18 protein-coding genes and 1 pseudogene are annotated in these 18,713 nt (G+C 37.4%); 9 read left to right on the forward strand and 10 right to left on the reverse strand.

Annotated features, from left to right (window positions below; genetic code table 11):
- Positions 1-7: 7 nt before the first annotated feature.
- Together murJ and ampD are read right to left on the reverse strand one after the other, a co-directional pair.
- The gene (murJ, locus tag V5M36_RS15505; RefSeq protein WP_338564271.1) at positions 8-1,558 is read right to left on the reverse strand and encodes a murein biosynthesis integral membrane protein MurJ; all 1,551 of its coding nucleotides are present in this window, start codon (positions 1,556-1,558) and stop codon (positions 8-10) included.
- Between the two features lie 52 nt (positions 1,559-1,610).
- Positions 1,611-2,192, reverse strand: coding sequence for a 1,6-anhydro-N-acetylmuramyl-L-alanine amidase AmpD (gene ampD, locus V5M36_RS15510; RefSeq protein WP_338560616.1), 582 nt, complete (start codon positions 2,190-2,192; stop codon positions 1,611-1,613).
- A gap of 153 nt (positions 2,193-2,345) precedes the next feature.
- Here ampD and nadC point away from each other — a divergent pair, with 153 nt between their 5' ends.
- The gene (nadC, locus tag V5M36_RS15515; RefSeq protein ID WP_338560618.1) at positions 2,346-3,191 is read left to right on the forward strand and encodes a carboxylating nicotinate-nucleotide diphosphorylase; all 846 of its coding nucleotides are present in this window, start codon (positions 2,346-2,348) and stop codon (positions 3,189-3,191) included.
- 880 nt (positions 3,192-4,071) lie between these two features.
- Positions 4,072-6,324: a DUF6351 family protein gene (locus tag V5M36_RS15520; protein ID WP_338560621.1), complete on the forward strand. Its 2,253-nt coding sequence runs from the start codon at positions 4,072-4,074 to the stop codon at positions 6,322-6,324.
- Positions 6,325-6,639: 315 nt separating this feature from the next.
- On the opposite strand, the gene rph is transcribed toward V5M36_RS15520, so the two are convergent.
- The 3 genes from rph to V5M36_RS15535 all read right to left on the reverse strand — a co-directional run bounded on the left by rph (position 6,640) and on the right by V5M36_RS15535 (position 9,734).
- Entirely contained in the window at positions 6,640-7,356 is a 717-nt protein-coding gene (rph, locus tag V5M36_RS15525; protein ID WP_338560623.1) for a ribonuclease PH, read from the reverse strand.
- 162 nt (positions 7,357-7,518) lie between these two features.
- Positions 7,519-8,676 (reverse strand): fatty acid desaturase family protein, encoded by a 1,158-nt coding sequence (locus V5M36_RS15530; protein WP_445206288.1) that lies wholly within the window; start codon positions 8,674-8,676, stop codon positions 7,519-7,521.
- Positions 8,677-8,711: 35 nt separating this feature from the next.
- Positions 8,712-9,734, reverse strand: coding sequence for a flavin reductase family protein (locus V5M36_RS15535; protein WP_338560625.1), 1,023 nt, complete (start codon positions 9,732-9,734; stop codon positions 8,712-8,714).
- Between the two features lie 172 nt (positions 9,735-9,906).
- Here V5M36_RS15535 and V5M36_RS15540 point away from each other — a divergent pair, with 172 nt between their 5' ends.
- Complete coding sequence (locus V5M36_RS15540) at positions 9,907-10,563, forward strand: TetR family transcriptional regulator (RefSeq protein ID WP_338560627.1); 657 nt, start codon at positions 9,907-9,909, stop codon at positions 10,561-10,563.
- 83 nt (positions 10,564-10,646) lie between these two features.
- Here the strand turns inward: V5M36_RS15540 and V5M36_RS15545 are convergent, their stop codons facing one another.
- Positions 10,647-11,264, reverse strand: a complete 618-nt coding sequence (locus V5M36_RS15545) for a thiol:disulfide interchange protein DsbA/DsbL (RefSeq protein ID WP_338560629.1) — start codon at positions 11,262-11,264, stop codon at positions 10,647-10,649.
- Positions 11,265-11,451: 187 nt separating this feature from the next.
- Here V5M36_RS15545 and ubiG point away from each other — a divergent pair, with 187 nt between their 5' ends.
- The 5 genes from ubiG (at position 11,452) to V5M36_RS16165 (ending at position 15,293) form a co-directional block, all read left to right on the forward strand.
- Positions 11,452-12,168: a bifunctional 2-polyprenyl-6-hydroxyphenol methylase/3-demethylubiquinol 3-O-methyltransferase UbiG gene (ubiG, locus tag V5M36_RS15550; protein ID WP_338560631.1), complete on the forward strand. Its 717-nt coding sequence runs from the start codon at positions 11,452-11,454 to the stop codon at positions 12,166-12,168.
- The gene (locus V5M36_RS15555) at positions 12,165-12,851 is read left to right on the forward strand and encodes an HAD family hydrolase (RefSeq protein WP_338560633.1); all 687 of its coding nucleotides are present in this window, start codon (positions 12,165-12,167) and stop codon (positions 12,849-12,851) included. Before ubiG ends, V5M36_RS15555 begins: the two co-directional genes overlap by 4 nt.
- A 34-nt stretch (positions 12,852-12,885) precedes the next feature.
- On the forward strand, positions 12,886-13,632 hold the full coding sequence (locus tag V5M36_RS15560) for a YciK family oxidoreductase (protein ID WP_338560634.1): 747 nt from the start codon (positions 12,886-12,888) through the stop codon (positions 13,630-13,632).
- Positions 13,633-14,479: 847 nt separating this feature from the next.
- Positions 14,480-14,875: a transposase family protein gene (locus V5M36_RS16160; RefSeq protein ID WP_445206289.1), complete on the forward strand. Its 396-nt coding sequence runs from the start codon at positions 14,480-14,482 to the stop codon at positions 14,873-14,875.
- Positions 14,823-15,293, forward strand: coding sequence for a transposase family protein (locus tag V5M36_RS16165; protein WP_445206290.1), 471 nt, complete (start codon positions 14,823-14,825; stop codon positions 15,291-15,293). The genes V5M36_RS16160 and V5M36_RS16165 overlap by 53 nt, the downstream gene beginning before the upstream one ends.
- 67 nt (positions 15,294-15,360) lie before the next feature.
- Here V5M36_RS16165 and V5M36_RS15570 read toward each other — a convergent pair.
- The 4 genes and pseudogenes from V5M36_RS15570 to V5M36_RS15580 all read right to left on the reverse strand — a co-directional run.
- Positions 15,361-16,436, reverse strand: a protein-coding gene (locus V5M36_RS15570; RefSeq protein WP_242757396.1) for an IS3 family transposase whose coding sequence is annotated in 2 segments (ribosomal slippage) — positions 15,361-16,184 and positions 16,184-16,436 — 1,077 coding nt in all. Because the reading frame shifts where the segments join, the coding sequence is not laid out codon by codon here.
- A 123-nt stretch (positions 16,437-16,559) separates the two neighbouring features.
- Entirely contained in the window at positions 16,560-17,054 is a 495-nt protein-coding gene (locus tag V5M36_RS16170) for a transposase family protein (RefSeq protein WP_445206291.1), read from the reverse strand.
- Entirely contained in the window at positions 17,002-17,397 is a 396-nt protein-coding gene (locus V5M36_RS16175; protein WP_445206289.1) for a transposase family protein, read from the reverse strand. Before V5M36_RS16175 ends, V5M36_RS16170 begins: the two co-directional genes overlap by 53 nt.
- A gap of 761 nt (positions 17,398-18,158) precedes the next feature.
- Positions 18,159-18,362 (reverse strand): annotated as a pseudogene (locus V5M36_RS15580) (sulfite exporter TauE/SafE family protein); the annotation flags it as partial.
- Between V5M36_RS15580 and V5M36_RS15585 the strand changes: the two are divergent.
- Complete coding sequence (locus V5M36_RS15585; RefSeq protein WP_338560641.1) at positions 18,329-18,700, forward strand: hypothetical protein; 372 nt, start codon at positions 18,329-18,331, stop codon at positions 18,698-18,700. The pseudogene V5M36_RS15580 and the gene V5M36_RS15585 overlap by 34 nt on opposite strands.
- Positions 18,701-18,713: the final 13 nt, after the last annotated feature.

The raw sequence follows: 18,713 nt of genomic DNA on the forward strand, positions 1-18,713 counted from the left end.
GGCTTATTTAGTGTTTTAACTGACGTGGTTTAAATCCAGAAATTAAAAGACCCAACGCATAAGCAATCACACCCAATACACATAAACCCATGACTTCAAGTACGCGAACCCAAGGTGCAAGCGTGCCATCGTACCAAGTTAAACCATACCAAAGTGCCGCAATCATAACCACATTACCTACGGCGAATTGCATAAATAATTTTTTCCAATGTGGACCAAAACGGAAAATATTCCGTTTATGTAAATAGAAATAAAGCATTCCAGCATTTACCAACGCAGAACCTGAAGAAGAAATCGCCAAAGCCATATGCTGCTCTTCCCAGCCAATATATTTAAAAATACTGATGAAAATTACATTTAGAATCGCATTTGCAGCCACCGCCATAAGTCCTACACGTACTGGGGTTTTGGTGTCCTGAATAGCATAAAAACCAGGTGCAAAGACTTTGATCAACATGAATGCCAATACGCCCATGCTCATACACTGTAATGCTAAAGCAGTCATTTGAGTATCATGTAAAGAAAAAGCGCCATGTTGAAAAAGTGCTTGAATAATCGGTGTTGATAACATAAACAAAGCAACACTGGCAGGAATACCTGCGAACACAATGATTCGAGCTGCCCAATCCAACATTTCTTTAAATTTATTCTGATCTTGTTCCGCTTTACGCATCGAAAGTGCAGGTAAAATTACCGTTCCAATCGCTACACCAATCAGCCCCAATGGCAGCTCTGTCATACGTTCAGCCGTATATAACCAAGAAACTGATCCATTCTGCATAAATGAAGCCCAGATGGTATTCAGCAACAAATTAATTTGAGTGACTGAAACACCAAACAAAGCGGGCAACATTAATTTTAAAATACGTTCGACACCTTCATGTTTAAAATCGACTTTTGGTGGAATCAGTAGTTTTTTTCGCCATAGCTCAGGAATTTGTAAGGCCAATTGTAAAATACCCGCTACCACCACTGCCCAACCCAATGCCATAATCGGTTCGGCCATATACGGCGATAGCCACCAAGCCCCTGCAATCATAGAAATATTGAGTAAAACGGGTGCAAATGCTGGCGTAGAAAACGAACCATAACTATTGAGAATACTACTGGCAAAAGCCGTTAGCGACATGAACAGTAAATATGGAATCGTTAATCTGAATAGATCCACCGCCATATTAAATTTGACTGGATCGGCATGAAAACCTGGTGCATAAACATATAAAATTGCAGGTGCAATGACCATACATATCAGCGTTAAGGTCGTCATAACCACCAACAAACAACCAAATACCCGACTAATCAGGATTTGAACTTCTGCGTGTAGCTTCGTCGTTTTATATTCAGTTAATACAGGAATAAATGCTTGTGAAAAAGCGCCTTCAGCAAAGAGTCGCCTAAAAAAGTTGGGAATACGAAATGCAACCACGAACGTATCGAAATCTTTACCTGCGCCAAAGACGTTAAGCAAAACCATATCACGCACGAGCCCCATGACTCGAGACAACATGGTCATCGCACTGACTATAAAGGTGGACCGCCAAAGCGCCATCGTATTCACCAAATTGAAAGAATGTCGTTATTGTAATGAAACTAAAAATGAATTTCGTTGTTTAATGCAAATCTTGTGCTGTTTTTATTTGATGCAGTTGCTCACGGAAATAAGACCATTGAAAATATGGTCCAGGATCTGTTTTACGACCCACTGCGATGTCTGAGTGCCCCGCAATATGTTGATTTATTTTAGGATAAGCTTGTTGTAGTGTCGCCACGACACTAGATAACACCTGATATTGCACGTCCTCAAAATCAGTATCATCACTTCCCTCAAGCTCAATGCCAATCGAGTAATCATTACATTCTTGTTTTGTTAAATAGGTCGAACGTCCTGCATGCCATGCTCGATCTCTAAAATTTACAAATTGTAAGACTTCACCTGTTCTTAATATTAAAAGATGAGTTGAGACTTGCATGCCTTCAATGGTTTTGAAGTATGGGTGAGCGGACCAATCAAGCTGATTTTGAAAAAACTGCTCAATATAGCCCCCACCAAATTGTGACGGTGGCAAACTAATATTATGAATCACGATCAATTGAATATCTGTTTCAACAGGTCGTTGATTAAAATTAGCAGAAGCAATAAATCTTGCACCACTTAACTTTCCATCAATTACTTGAAACTGCGGTATTTTCAATCTCACTTCTCCATGTTCTTTAAATTCTGGCAAGTTGCTATTTTAGCTTAATTCGTTCAATCAAATGTCATTTCGAATAAAAAAACAACGACCTGTTTCGGTATGAAATGTTAATATATTGCTCATTTTTCAGGTATTCACGATAGGGAATTTATGCACATACCACAATCATTGCTTGAACATAGTATTCAAATCAATATTCAACAGGCTCTGGCTGAAGATATTGCAGATGGTGATATCACTGCCCTACTCACCCCTGAAAATGAACAAGCCACTGCTTCAATCTTGAGTCGTGAGCCGATGATATTGGCTGGACAGCCTTGGGTTAATGCTTTAATACAAACTTATGATTCTAGCGTAAATATTGAATGGTTAAAAAATGACGGGGAACATGTGGCTACCAATGAAGTTTTTCTGAGACTTAGAGGTTCAGCACGTAGCCTATTGACCGTTGAACGCGCTGCTTTAAATTTTATCCAGACTTTATCTGCCGTCGCAACTAAAACTGCCGCGTATTTGACCCACTTAGATGGTCTAAATACCAAACTGTTAGATACTCGAAAAACATTACCCGGTTTACGCATTGCCCAAAAATATGCTGTTGCGATCGGAGGCGGTCAGAACCATCGACTAGGCTTGTTTGATGCTTTTCTGATTAAAGAAAATCACATTATGGCGGCAGGTGGAATCTCTCAAGCGATTGCTCAAGCTCGTCAAATCGCCCCGACTAAACCGATTGAAGTTGAAGTTGAAAATTGGGATGAACTCAACCAAGCATTAGATGCTGGTGCAAATATTATTATGCTTGATAATTTTAGCCAACAACAAATGATCGATGCTGTAGAACATGTCAATGGACGTTGCAAATTAGAAGCATCAGGTAATATTACTCTCGAAAACCTTCGAGAAGTTGCAACGACAGGCGTTGATTATATTTCGATGGGTGCTTTAACCAAAGATGTCAAAGCAATTGACTTATCTATGAGATTCAATGCTTAAAAAGAATTGATAATTCAACTTTAAAAGGACGCATTTATGTCGTCCTTTTTTAATGTGAGATCATTTCACTCACCATAAACTTTTGAATAAAGCGCTTCCTATTAAAGCCAATAATCTATGAGATTAAGACTTTTTCATTATACTTAAAACAGAGTTTAGAGCAGCAATAAAGACTTTTAATTTATTTTTAAATTTTTGATTTATTTAAATATTTTTTTGATTATTACTTTTTAAATTTTGATTGTTACTCTTTAAATATTACAAAAAAATGAAACACAAATACTTAGTCGGAAGTTCGTTGATTTTTTCATCATATTTGTTAGCATCGAAATTAATGCCCATTTTTATGAGGAGATTCGATACCTAATCAATGAGGAAGAAAGCTTGATTTGATGTGCGAAATCTAAAGCGAAGAGCACTCAATTTTAGAGCGTCGCATAATATCTTCATTTTGTAGAAATGAATGTTTAGCAGAAATCAATGTGTTGTAGAGCTGATTATTATATAGAGCTGAGTGTTGAATATCTATAAATGCAAATCACAACTAATCAGCACGATCCATCCTTAACTCACTAAAAAGGAACTCTATTTTTTACTGTTACTAAAAGGAATATTGAAAAGCAAGAATTCAAATTAATCCGAGACAATAGCAATAAAATCGATAATCAAATCACGGTTAAGATTAAAAATATCGAATAAATCATTTTATATAGGATAAATGATTAAAAAGCAAATGTTGAAAATGGAAATTCATTTTAAGTCAATGTCCGAGTCATGCTTCGCTTATATACGAAGGATATAAATATTACAGTTTATACAGCGAACATTTTTAAGACAGAGAAATCTTAAGGAAAAAAACAATAATTTAGGGATAAAGAAAATGAAGTTCAAATATATACAGACACTGTTCAGTGTCATGGTTTTGGGAACCTTTCTCCATGGATGTGGCGGAAGTAGTCATTCTAATAATGCTGAACAACCTGGCGGAGGTACTACAACACCAAATCCGCCACCGACCAAAATAGAACGAGAAATGGTTGACGTACTCTCAACTCGACCAGACCTAATCTCAGATAATGATGTTTTATTAGGTTTAGATCTTCCCCCCAACGCAACCCAACAAACACTCAAAGTAAGCTTAAATGGTCAAAATATTACAGATCAATTTACGCATGCTTCGCGCCGCGCACTCATTGATGGCTTAAAGATTGGTGATAATCAGCTGAAAGTCGAGAGTGGTGATTATTATCAGAACTTAACTTTAATCAATCACAGTGCAAGTGGTCCTCTTCTTTCTGGTCCTCAACTGAACCCATGGACCTGTAATAATGGCTCGACAGATATATTTTGCCGCAAAGTAGTCAGTTATAACTATTATTACAAAGATAAAATCGGCCTCATCAAAAGCTATGATCTTGCAAAACCGCCTGCTGCAAGTTTAATTGCATCTACGACTACCGATCAGGGGGTTACTGTACCTTTCATTGTGCGTGAAGAAATTGGTTACCAAAATCGAGATGAATACCGTTTTGCTGTTCTATTCGATCCCGCTAAACCTTGGACAGCACTTGATCCTCAACCGCAGTTTAATCATAAACTTGTGGTTACGCATGGTCAAAGCTGTGGTAATGACTATGAGTCTGCGACAGCACCGACCGTTATTGCGACCTCTACCTCTATTTTACCGGATATCTCAATGACTGCTTTGAGTCGAGGCTTCGGTGTTATGTCTACGGCGCTTGCCAACAGTGGACACAACTGCAATATTGCAATTCAAGCTGAATCATTGATCATGGCTAAAGAGCGATTCATTGAGCAATATGGCACACTGCGTTATACCATTGGTCAAGGTTGTTCTGGCGGTGCATTGGCTGCACAATCTGTCGCGAATGCATATCCTGGTCTTTATCAAGGGCTTTTACCGACCTGCTCATTTCCAGATGCTTGGAGTACAGCATCGCAGTTTGCAGACTATCATTTGATGATTAATTATTTCCAAACACTGCAAGGTCGTTTAGGATTTCTACCCCATCAGATCGCCCATACTCAAGGCCATATTTCTGAAATTAATGGTTTTATTAGTGAGCTTGCACAATTCGATGTTGCTAGACCCAATACGATCTGTAAAGGTATTTCCGAGCAACAACTTTATCATGCAGTAAGCAATCCAACAGGAATTCGCTGCTCCATTCAAGATGCGGCAATCAATTTACTTGGACCACGTGCACCAGAACTTTGGGGTGAAACCGAGAAAAAAATTGGTCGTGGTTTCGCAGGTCTTCCAATAGATAACGTGGGAGTACAATATGGTTTAGACAGTCTGATTCAAAATATAATTAGCCCTGAACAATTTGTATTACTCAATGAAAATCTAGGCGGCGTTGATATCGATATCAATAATGTGTCAACTCGCTTAGAAGCCAATCAAACGACGTTGAATCATGCCTATCGTAGCGGTCTAATTAATGTCGCCAATCATTTAAATAAAGTCGCCATTATTGACTGTCGTGGACCTGATCCTGCCTTATTTCACGATGCATATCGCACTTTTGCAGTACGTGCACGTTTGGAAAAAGCACATGGCGATTTTAATAATCATGTGGTTTATGGCGGTGATTTGATTTTATTTGCAGATGCAAAATGTTTAGACATTAGTTTTAATGATATGGATCGTTGGTTAAGCAATGTCGAAAGTGACACATCCAATCTAACAGTCGATCTTAAACTCACCCATAACAAGCCGAGCGACATTAAAGACTCATGTATTACATTAGGCATCATTGACCGCAAGGATTTATGTGGTCAGTTACGGTTGCCACTTTATAAAACACCTCGAATGGTCGCTGGTGATAGTATTTCAACCTATGCGAATAAATGCCAACTTAAGCCTTTAATCGTTTCAGATTATGGCAACAGTATTCGTTTTACCAATCAACAATTGGAACGACTCAAAAAGATTTTCCCTAAAGGTGTCTGTGACTACAGTCAAACACCTGTCGGATTTTCTCCAACTACTGCTTGGATGAGCTATCAAAATGCGCAAGGCAATGTCATTTATGGCGGGCAAGCACTACCAAAACGAGGCAATAAGGCAGCCAATGGTTGGACTTCTGCCGCTTTTAATAGCTATTAAATTAAATTGAAGTGAAGTGAAGTGAAGTGAAGTGAAGTGAAGTGAAGTGAAGTGAAGTGAAGTGAAGTCTAAGTAATTCATCAGTCATAATCATCTTAAAAGTGATTCATGACTGATTGATTTATAAATTGACTTCAAGTCAGAGCAAGTCAAAATTACTTATATTTTCATCTAGAAATACACTGTATTTACGATGTAAATAGCTTTGTTAAGATTAAAAATATCAACTTAAACTTCTAATAAAAAACGCACCCTCATGTGCGTTTTTATCAATATGATTTAACTTATTTAAATTCTTCAACAATTCGAATTAACTTACCAGCCCAATGCAGCTTGTTGTTTTTTCACTAATTCTGCGATACCTTTTTCTGCCATTTCCAGCATTGCATTCGACTGTTCACGTGTAAATGGTTTTTCTTCAGCAGTTCCCTGAATTTCAATAAATTCACCGCCTTGAGTCATCACAACATTCAAGTCTGTTTGGCAATTTGAATCTTCTTCATAACAAAGATCTAAAAGCACTTCGTCTTGAAAAATACCCACAGAAATTGCAGCCACTAAACCTTTTAATGGGTCTTGTTTGATTTTCTTTTTCTCAAGCAAAACATTCATTGCATCGATTAAAGCAACCGCAGCACCTGTAATCGCAGCTGTACGTGTGCCGCCATCTGCTTGAATAACATCACAATCAATCGTAATTGTATTTTCGCCAAGCTTCTTCAAGTCCACCATAGCTCGTAAGCTACGACCAATGAGACGTTGAATTTCTTGAGTACGTCCACTTTGCTTGCCACGTGCTGCTTCACGATCACTACGCGTATGAGTAGAACGTGGTAACATACCGTATTCAGCAGTTACCCAACCTTGTCCTTTGCCTTTCAAGAAACGTGGAACAGAGTTATCAATACTTGCCGTACACAGCACTTTCGTATGACCAAACTCAACCAAAACTGAACCTTCCGCATAACGCGTATAGTTACGGGTAATTTTCACGTCACGTAATTGGTCTAATGCTCGCTGGTCAATACGCATAACTTGTCCTTGAAATTCACTTAAAATTTATTGCACATATTATAACAGATGCCTCGCTCAAGTTCAGGTTCATCATATTAACTTTCGTATTGACCATTACTCATGATGAACCCTTCCGTCTTGAACGCTTGATGTTTTAACAGATTTCAACGATCTGTATTTTCAAGAACTCATCTTGCTCCAAGGCAAAATATTTTTAAATTTCGTGATCGCTTTTGACACAATATCCGCAGACTCGTTGGGTAATGAGCATTTTGCTAACCGTACCCAAACACTCCAAAATTGTTCTAAGAAATTAGCTTCGTTATAGTTAATTCCATACTCTTCACACAAAGCACGTATTTGAGGTGCTGCTTCTGAATAGCGGTTTGCAGGCATATCTGGAAACAAGTGATGTTCAATTTGATGACTTAAGTTACCACTTAAAATATGTAACCAATCCGTACCTGTAAAATTACTCGAACCTCGAATTTGACGTAAATACCATTCTGCACGTGTTTCATTTTCAGTATTGTCTGCTTCGAAGGTCTCTGCATCTTCGGTGAAATGACCATTAAAAATTACAGCCGACGACCACAAACTACGAATCACATTTGCAACAGCATTTCCCGCAAAAACAGGCAATGCATTCGGACCAGCGATGAGCGGGAAGAATACATAGTCTTTTATAACCTGACGACGGACTTTTTTACGAAACTTTGCAGCATCGTTCCAAACTTGCTTCCAGCTTTTGGTTTTATAAACCAAAGCATCTTCTAAATGTAAATTTTGCGCACCCACATACCATTCAAAAAACACCATCAATTGAATCGCTAAAGGAATATTCAATAAGAAGCGTGGTTCCCATTTTTGCGACTGGCTCACACGTAGCAGACCATAGCCAACATCATGATCTTTGCCCACAATGTTGGTATAGGTATGATGAATATAGTTATGCGTATATTTCCAATCATCACCTGTCGACATGGTATCCCAGTCGTAATTTGCACCATTTAAAGAAGGATCATTCAGCCAGTCGAATTGGCCATGCATCACGTTATGACCCAATTCCATATTTTCAACAATTTTGGAAATACCTAAAAGTCCTGTGCCGACTAACCAAACAGGTGGCAACCATCCACCAAACATCAGCAAGGCACGTGAACTTATTTCGCTATAACGAACAAAGTTACGAATTTTATAAATGTACTTGGCATCTTTTTCACCAATATCCGCCATGATGTTTTGACGAATCTCGTCCACACGACGGCCGAACTCTGCAATTTGTTCTGGATTAAGATGTTTAGATTTACTGTTGGGAAAATTCACTGACATATTCATTGTTATTCTCACTATAATTTTAGCGTATAGACCGCTTATAAATTAATAACGACAGGACTGATCGCTTGGCTAATACACAACTTTATTTGCGTATTTGACTGATGATCAATTTCACCTGTAATTAAATTTTTGGTCGAACCACTCACCTTGGTGCAGGTGCAGGTATTACAAACACCCATACGGCAACCATGTGTCGGTTTTAAACCCGCTTGTTCTGCACTACTCAACAAATTCGTATTGGCTTCAAATTCATGTTGTGATCGTAGAAAAGTGACGGCCTGACTTTCAGCGTGTTCATCAACCAGTAATTGGAAATATTCTTGTTTCAATAAATGCTGAATACCGAATTGCTGATAAATTTGATTCAGGCTTTTCATCATCGCAGCTGCGCCGCAGGCATACGTTAAGCGCTGTTGATACTGTGGACTAATGCGCTCTAACAACTCATGATCTAAATGCTGTTTAACTTGGGCCGTATGAATATGATGACAATTCAACTGTGAATACTGTTCTGCTAGTTGGGTCAGCTCCACGTGAAACGCTTCATCACGGCTGAAGTAAATTAAATCAATCTCAGTATCTTGTTGTATCAACGCTTGTTTCAATAATGAATAAATTGCAGTAATGCCACTACCAGAAGCAATAAGCAAAAGTGGTTGTGTCTCGGGTTCTAAAAGAAAAGTACCTTGAGCTTGTGAAATTTCAATGACAGCATTCGGCTTCATTTGAGCAAGCTGACTAGAAACGATACCCTGCACTTTCACTGCAATGATGAGATCACCATTACTTAAGTGTTCGACAATTGAATAACTACGTTGTTGACGAACGCCAGCAATCACGACGGTTACCAGAATACTTTGGCCAGCACAAACCTGCTGATGCTGAAAATTACGATTTGGTCTCAAGGTGATTTTGACAAAATCATCACTGAGGTTTTGCACTTTAATAACAGAAGCTTTAGCACGTTTCCAAGCCCAAATCGGATTTATTTTTTCAGCGATGAAGTCAACAAAGTCTTCACGTATCCATTCTGGCTTATAGGTCATATAACTGCTCATTCCGTTCCTCTTTGTATTTCAATTTAGTTGAGTGAACATGTGTTCTTATAGTGAACACTCGTACACTATAATCAATTTTCAGAATCAGTCAACACTTGTACACTGACATTCGTCGTTTTTTTTGTAGTTTTTTTTGATAGACTCATCACGATATTTCTTTTTTGGTATGACGATGTCTATTCGGGATGAACGTAAACAACAAAGCCGTCAGGCTTTATTAGATGCTGCTTTAGCTTTAAGCACGTCTGGGCGTTCATTTAGTAGCATTAGCTTGCGTGAAGTTGCGCGTGAGGTTGGCTTAGTGCCAACAGCTTTCTATCGGCATTTTCAAGATATGGATGAACTCGGACAAGAGTTAGTCGATCAAGTCGCGCTATATTTAAAGACCGTCTTGCACCAATTAGGACAAGGTCTAGCACAACCTGAAGCGAAAGCAGAAACCAGCATGGCTCTCTTTTTTGAAGCTATAGATCTCAATGCGACCCCTTGGATCTTTATGATTTCTGAGCGTTGGGGCGGTTCTGAAGTGGTTCGCCGCGCAATTGCTCGAGAAATTGAATTTTTAAATATTGACCTTGCCAATGATTTGAAAAAATTCGATATCGTGCAAAATTTTCATCAAATTGATGATTTAAAAGTTCTTTCCAATATTTTAATTAACCTGTGCTTTACATGGGCCATGTCATGGATCAGCTTGGGCAGACAATTCACAGGTATGGAGCTTGAATTGCAAAAAATGGTGCTTAAAAAGCAATCGATTACTCAAGTACATTTGATCTTTAAAGGAATTCTGAACTGGAAAACATCAGAAATTTCTGCAAAAACATAAATTCAAAACCAAAAAATCAAAAACCCGCACTTAATGCGGGTTTTTGATTTTTAAATGAAGTGAAATCTCTCATACTGCTATATTTATTTTGCTTTACGTTCTTGATTCAAGAGGAAATCAACCACTTCAGTAACTTTCGCATTTTCGCCTTGTACAACATACTTGCCGTTCACAACGACTGCAGGCACACCTGTTAATTGATATTGTTGTGCAAGTTTATTGGCCTGTGAAACTTTTGCAGTAATCGCAAAGGAGTTATATAAGCTATTAAATTTAGCTTCTGGCACACCATATTGAGTAAAGAATTTCGCTTGAGATTTTTGATCAAAAATCTGTTGACCCTTGTCATGGATCGCATGAAATAAAGGAAGATGTGTTTTTTGACGCACACCCAGTGCTTCAGACACATAGTATCCGCGTGCATTTTGTTCCCAAACCTTATTCATCGCTGCAGGCGTGCGTATAAAGTTCACATCCTTTGGAATTTTCTTTAACCACGCTTGCATATGTGGTTCAAGCGTAAAACAATGTCCGCAACCATACCAAAAGAATTCACGAACTTCGAGTTTACCCGGAACTGTAACTGTCCCTGGATTTTGAAGAACTGTATAGTCTTTACCCGCTGTGAAATTGGCCATTGCTGCACTAGAAAATGCCACTGTAAGTGCTGCAGCAACACCCGTTAAAATAAATTTTTTCATTCAGTTTTTTATCCTATAAATCATTCTGCTTAGCTTATGCATTTACTATAAAACAAATATGGGAAAATCGTTTTCCTTCTGTGAACTTTTTTACATGATTTATCGCTTTTTTTATAATTAGCGATACACTAGCTTCATAAAATTAATTTTTCATTCACATCATACGAATTATGCTGAGGTAGCTCTAATGACGCAACTTAATGTAGATCCACAAGAAATTGCTAAATTTGAAGCACTCGCATCGATTTGGTGGGACCGGCATTCAGAGTTTCGTCCACTCCATCAAATCAATCCCTTACGTTTAAATTGGATAGATGAGCATGCAGGTGGTCTAAGCGGGAAAAAGATTTTAGATGTCGGTTGTGGTGGTGGCATTTTGGCAGAAAGTATGGCGCGCCGTGGTGCGGATGTACTGGGCATTGACATGGGTGCAGCGCCATTGAATGTTGCTCGACTACACGCAGAACAAGAAAACGTCAGCAATATTGAATATCGTCAAATTCCAGTTGAACAACTTGCTGAAGAACAAGCGGGTCAATATGACATCGTGACATGTATGGAAATGCTTGAACATGTCCCTGATCCAGCATCGATTATTCAGGCCTGTCAAAAATTAGTCAAACCAAATGGTCATGTTTTTTTCTCAACGATTAATCGTAATCCAAAATCGTATTTATTCGCGATTGTCGGTGCAGAATACGTACTTCGTTTACTAAAAAAAGGCACACACGATTATCATAAATTCATTAAACCTTCAGAATTAGCAAGTGATATTCGCAGTGCGAACTTAAAACTGAAAGACATGACAGGCTTGCACTACAACCCACTGACTAAGAATTATTGGTTAGCGCCAAATGTAGATGTGAACTACATGGTTTATACCGTCAATGAGGTTGCTGAATGAAAGCAGTACTCTTCGATCTGGACGGAACACTGATTGATACCGCAGCGGATTTTATTCGTATCATTCAAAATATGTGCCGAGAAGAAAATCGTGAAGTGGTCGATGCCGCACTAATTCGGACGCAAGTCTCGGAAGGCGCACGAGCAATGGTTCAGTTAGTCTATCCAGAACTTGAGGTCACTGATCCGATCTTTTTAGCTCATCGGCAGCGCTTTTTAGATATTTATGGCGCTGATATTGCTGTAGATACAGACTTATTCGATGGCATGTATCCATTATTAGAGTCTTTGGAGGCTGAAAATATACCTTGGGGTATCGTCACTAACAAACCGCGTTGGCTCAGTGAAGCTCTACTAAAAGCTTTAAATTTAACTCAGCGCTGTGCTGTATTGGTTTGTCCCGAAGACGTTAAACAGACTAAACCAGATCCTGAACCGATGTATTTGGCAGCCAAGCACATTCATATTGCTGCTGAAGATTGTATTTATGTTGGGGATCATCCTCGAGATATTGATGCAGGCCGTCATGCCAATATGTACACTATTCTTGCAGCTTACGGATATTTACCATTGCAACACAAAGACGACTTAACAGCTTGGCGCGCAGATTGTATAGTGAATACAGTCGAAGAATTACATCAAGCGATACACCAAATCATCGGTTTATCCAACAAGACTGCTTAATCTGAATCAATAACCAATAATAAGGAGGTCGCACATGAATTACTCAGAATATCAACCTCGTCCAGATTTACTCAAAGATAAGATTATTCTTATCACTGGTGCTGGAGATGGTATTGGGCGTGCTGCAGCACTGAGCTATGCATTGCACGGCGCAACAGTAGTACTTCATGGGCGCACCATCAATAAACTAGAAGTAATTTACGACGAAATTGAAAGTCTTGGAGCACCACAACCCGCCATTCTTCCTTTGCAATTATCAACCGCGACTTCACATGACTATGAGCTGCTTTACGATACTTTGGCTCAACAATTTGGTCGACTTGATGGCATTTTGCATAATGCTGGTATTTTGGGTGAACGGGTAGAGCTTGCACACTACCCTATTGAAGAATGGGATGATGTGATGGCTGTTAACTTGCGTGCACCCTTTGTACTGACGCAAGAACTCTTACCTCTCTTGGAAAAGTCTGAAAATGCTTCGGTGGTTTTCGCAAGTTCTGGTGTAGGTCGTGAAGCTCGTCCGAAATGGGGTGCATATTCCGTTTCAAAAATTGCGATTGAAGCTGTCAGTCAAATCTTTGCCAAAGAAAATGTATATCCAAATATTCGTTTTAACTGTATTAATCCAGGCGCGACACGTACAGCGATGCGTGCAAAAGCCTATCCAGATGAAGATCCAAAGACATTGGCTACGCCTGAAATGATTTTGCCTGCATATTTATACCTGATGGGCGAAGACAGTTTAGGAATGAATGGTCAAAGCATTGATGCTCAAGGCTAATCAATTTATATCATCTAATAAAGAGGATTTGTTAATCCTCTTTTTTATACGTGCTTTATTTATAAAAGGATGAGCCAATCTAAACATAAATTCATATTAATCAATCTCTTATGTTAAAATAATAATCATTCTAAATTACCTTAGGTGATTTGATAAATCTTACTCAAATAGCTGCTTTACGATATTCTTAGTATTTTAATTTATTCAAACATATTTAGTATCTTATCCAATTAAGGCTACTTGTCTCATGATTCGCTTATTGAAAGTATTCTGGATCAACGCTATTCCTAATATTGATGATTTAGACTCTTATAGTTGGCTGCCCGACTTAACATTAGATATATTCTAATTAAACCTCTTTCATCAATCAAAAAATGATCATTGATTAGCAGTAAATTAATTTGTAAAAAAACCTTCTCACTTTGGAAGAAATTCAGGATGAGTGGATACTTATGATAAGCGTTTTGTGTGAATAATCACTTAATAAAAGAAGTCTATTGTTTCTCCTTAAATATTCAGAATTTCTCATTAAGTAGAAAATTTTCATTCTATAAATTGATAGATAAAATAAATATCGTTATTTTTTAAACTTATAAATTTTCCAATATTTTAATTCAAATATCTTATTATTTATAAAAAATCTCTCACAATCTTAAAATATATTTTGATCGAAAGAATAAATATAAATGAAGACAATTAATTAAAAATAATTAAAAACGATTTTGATTACTTTTTAATAATATTAATTATTATCATTCAGTAGATCTCTTTCATAACTCAAAAAACAGTCATCTTTTTGGTGATTATATGTACCCTTAACTTTGTGAAATTGATGCATAATTTCAGTATGAAATATATCGACTCTAAAAAGCTTTCTGACCCGCAGTTTAAGCGTTATACAGGCATCTCATACTCAACTTTTTATTTAATGGTTGAGCAATTGAAAAAGCATTTACCAACTACGGGTAGACCCGCTAAATTAAGCATAGAAGATCAAGTTCTTTTGAGTCTAAGCTATTGGCGTGAATATCGAACCTTATTTCATGTTGCGACCAGTTATGGTGTTTCAGAGCCGACGGCTTCAAGAATTGTTCGGCATGTTGAAGACTGCTTAATCCAGTCTAATCTTTTTAATTTACCGAAGGATTTGCCTCAAGGTGAAGGCATTGATTGGAATGTTGTCATCATCGATGCCACAGAAATACCCATTCAACGGCCCAAAAAAACAGAAGAAAAGCTATAGCGGTAAGAAAAAGACACATACCTTTAAAGTACAAGCGATTATTCATGCTAAAACACGAGAAATACTCAGTTTATGTATGTGTAAAGGTGCGGTGCATGATTTTGAGTTATTCAAAAGAAACTTAAATTTAATTCCTAAGAATTCATTTCTATTAGCGGATAAAGGCTATCAGGGTATTCATAATATCTACGCAAACAGTTTGCTTCCGTTGAAAGCAAAAAAAGGCTGTACATTAGATCCTGAGCTTAAAAAATACAATCGAGAAATCAATAAAAGAAGAATCCTTGTTGAACATGTTTTTGGTGCGCTGAAGTATTTTAAAATACTTGCTGAACGTTACCGAAATAGAGGAAAAAGACTCGGCTTAAGATTCAATTTAATTGCTGGAATTTACAACATGGAATTGAGCAAAAAGTGACTTATGAAAGAGGTCTAGTAAAAAGTTAGGTAATCCTCCCATAAATAACCGAAGTTAAAAGTAGAGGTTAAGCAGCCATTAGAGGTGGCTTTCCTTTGTTAGCTTGATGTGGTCTTTCATGGTTGTAATGCCACAACCAGTTTGTTGCATAATCTTGTACTTCATCCAAAGTATCAAATAAATGCTTGCTCAGCCAACTATAACGTATGGTCCGATTATAGCGTTCAATATACGCATTCTGCTGTGGCTTACCCGGTTGAATATATTCAATACGAATACCGTGCTCAGTAGCCCAGCGCACAAATTCGTGACTGATAAATTCGGGACCATTATCGCATCGGATCACTAACGGTTTTTCTCTCCACTCCAGCAATTGATTCAACGTACGAATAACCCTGATTGTGGGCAATGAGAACCCTGCTTCAATGGCTAGGCCTTCGCGGCGGTAATCATCAATCACATTCAATAATCGAAACTTGCGACCATCGGAAAGCTGATCATGCATAAAATCTAATGACCAAACCTGATTTTCTCGGATTGGTTCTTTCAATGGTTCAGGCGCATGCCGTTTTAGTCTTCTTCTCGGTTTAATACGCAGATTCAGTGCCAACTCACAGTAAATGCGGTAAACCCGCTTGTGATTCCAGCAGCAACTCTCAACATGCCGTAAATACGAGAAGCACAAACCAAAGCCCCAATCGGAATTTTCCTCAGTGAGTTCAATGAGCTGTTCAGCAATGAGTGCATTGTCATCGCTGAGTTTGGCTTGATAGCGGTAGCAGGTTTCACTAATGCCAAATGCTTTACAAGCCAAACGAATACTAATGGCATGCTGGGCAACTGCCTGTTGTGCCATCTTACGCTGGCAAGATGGCTTTACCACTTTTTTGCCATCGCTTCCTGGATGATTTCGGCCTTTAATCGCTCTTCCGCATACATCTTTTTAAGTCTGGTATTTTCGGCTTCTAGCTCTTTCAGTCGAGCCATTAATGATGTATCCATACCACCATATTTGGCACGCCATTTATAAAAGGTAGCATTACTCATGCCGTGTTCACGGCAAAGGGTCGCTACAGGTGTGCCAGATTCTGCCTGTTTCAAGATGGACATGATCTGACTGTCAGTAAATTTAGATGTTTTCATGCAGAATCTCCTGCTCGTATCTTAAGAGAAAATTCTACTTTTAGATCCTATTATTTTTAGGGGGGATTACCGTTATGCAATCTTCCCTTATAAATAGTCAATACATTAGACCTCTTTCATAAGTCACTTTTTGCTCAATTCCATGTTGTAAATTCCAGCAATTAAATTGAATCTTAAGCCGAGTCTTTTTCCTCTATTTCGGTAACGTTCAGCAAGTATTTTAAAATGCTTCAGCGCACCAAAAACATGTTCAACAAGGATTCTTCTTTTATTGATTTCTCGATTGTATTTTTTAAGCTCAGGATCTAATGTACAGCCTTTTTTTGCTTTCAACGGAAGCAAACTGTTTGCGTAAATATTATGAATAACCTGATAACCTGATAACCTGATAACCTGATAACCTTTATCCGCTAATAGAAATGAATTCTTAGGAATTAAATTTAAGTTTCTTTTGAATAATTCAAAATCATGCACTGCACCTTTACACATACATAAACTGAGTATTTCTCGTGTTTTAGCATGAATAATCGCTTGTACTTTAAAGGTATGTGTCTTTTTCTTACCGCTATAGCTTTTCTTCTGTTTTTTTGGGCCGTTGAATGGGTATTTCTGTGGCATCGATGATGACAACATTCCAATCAATGCCTTCACCTTGAGGCAAATCCTTCGGTAAATTAAAAAGATTAGACTGGATTAAGCAGTCTTCAACATGCCGAACAATTCTTGAAGCCGTCGGCTCTGAAACACCATAACTGGTCGCAACATGAAATAAGGTTCGATATTCACGCCAATAGCTTAGACTCAAAAGAACTTGATCTTCTATGCTTAATTTAGCGGGTCTACCCGTAGTTGGTAAATGCTTTTTCAATTGCTCAACCATTAAATAAAAAGTTGAGTATGAGATGCCTGTATAACGCTTAAACTGCGGGTCAGAAAGCTTTTTAGAGTCGATATATTTCATACTGAAATTATGCATCAATGTCACAAAGTTAAGGGTACATATAATCACCAAAAAGATGACTGTTTTTTGAGTTATGAAAGAGATCTATTATATATTTTACATAAAGTCAGAAAATTCTGAAAACCGACTTAGATACTTCTCACTAACTTTTTAGTTGATTTAATCTCATTGAGCTAAAAAGAAAAAATCTTACCTAATTTAACTTTAATCAAAAAACAAGTAATCAGTATCAATCCGAATACTCATAAATAAACAGAGTATCGATGTAAGCAAATGCTTACATCAATTCAAGCCTTTTGCAGCTAGGCAATCACATTGTTATTTTCTATTATGAATACATAGAGAGCAGGATGCTCCAGCTAAGAAAAATAAGACAGGGATAAAAGGTACGACAGGAGTTATACCTCAGCAACAAATACGAAAAACCTCGACAGGATGTCGAGGTTTTTTTATGGCCAAAATTAATCATCTAAAAATTCGATTATTGTTTTTGATTTTATCCATTTTACAGATTTAATATTTTTTTATATGATTGTTCTCAAGTCAGACAGGAAGTAAATTAAAGTATTTACGACTCATCCAGCTAACTTAATTTAAAGTCAATTTTCTTCCCAGCCAATACCCCTTTTAGGCTGGGATTTTTTTGTCTAAAATTTAGCACATTAAATAAAAATTTAAAGTTTCAGTTTGAGACTGAGAAGAACTCAGATAAACACTCGTGCGCTTTTAAGACATCTTGATTATGTAAAGAAAATAGCCATTCACATTCGGCCAATTAAAAAGACCACAAAAATAAGAAAAAATATGCGATTAAATCCACTTCCGTAGCGTAATGCTAATAAGGTTCCCACCAGTGAGCCTAAAATATTACAAGCAGCAAGTACGACTCCAATCAACCACAGAACATGACCTGAAGGAATAAAAAATAGTAATGAAGCGCTTATCGTTCCTAGTTTTACAAGTTTTACAAGTTTTACAAGTTTTACAAGTTTTACAAGTTTTACAAGTTTTACAAGTTTTACAAGTTTTACAAGTTTTACAAGTTTTACAAGTTTTACAAGTTTTACAAGTTTTACAAGTTTTACAAGTTTTACAAGTTTTACAAGTTTTACAAGTTTTACAAGTTTTACAAGTTTTACAAGTTTTACAAGTTTTACAAGTTTTACAAGTTTTACAAGTTTTACAAGTTTTACAAGTTTTACAAGTTTTACAAGTTTTACAAGTTTTACAAGTTTTACAAGTTTTACAGAAGCTGATGCATTTAAAAATCAAAAGCAAAAACTTTAACAAAAAGAAAATTTAAAAAATAATAGCTT

Source organism: Acinetobacter sp. KS-LM10, from assembly GCF_036896575.1.
Lineage (GTDB): Bacteria > Pseudomonadota > Gammaproteobacteria > Pseudomonadales > Moraxellaceae > Acinetobacter > Acinetobacter avistercoris.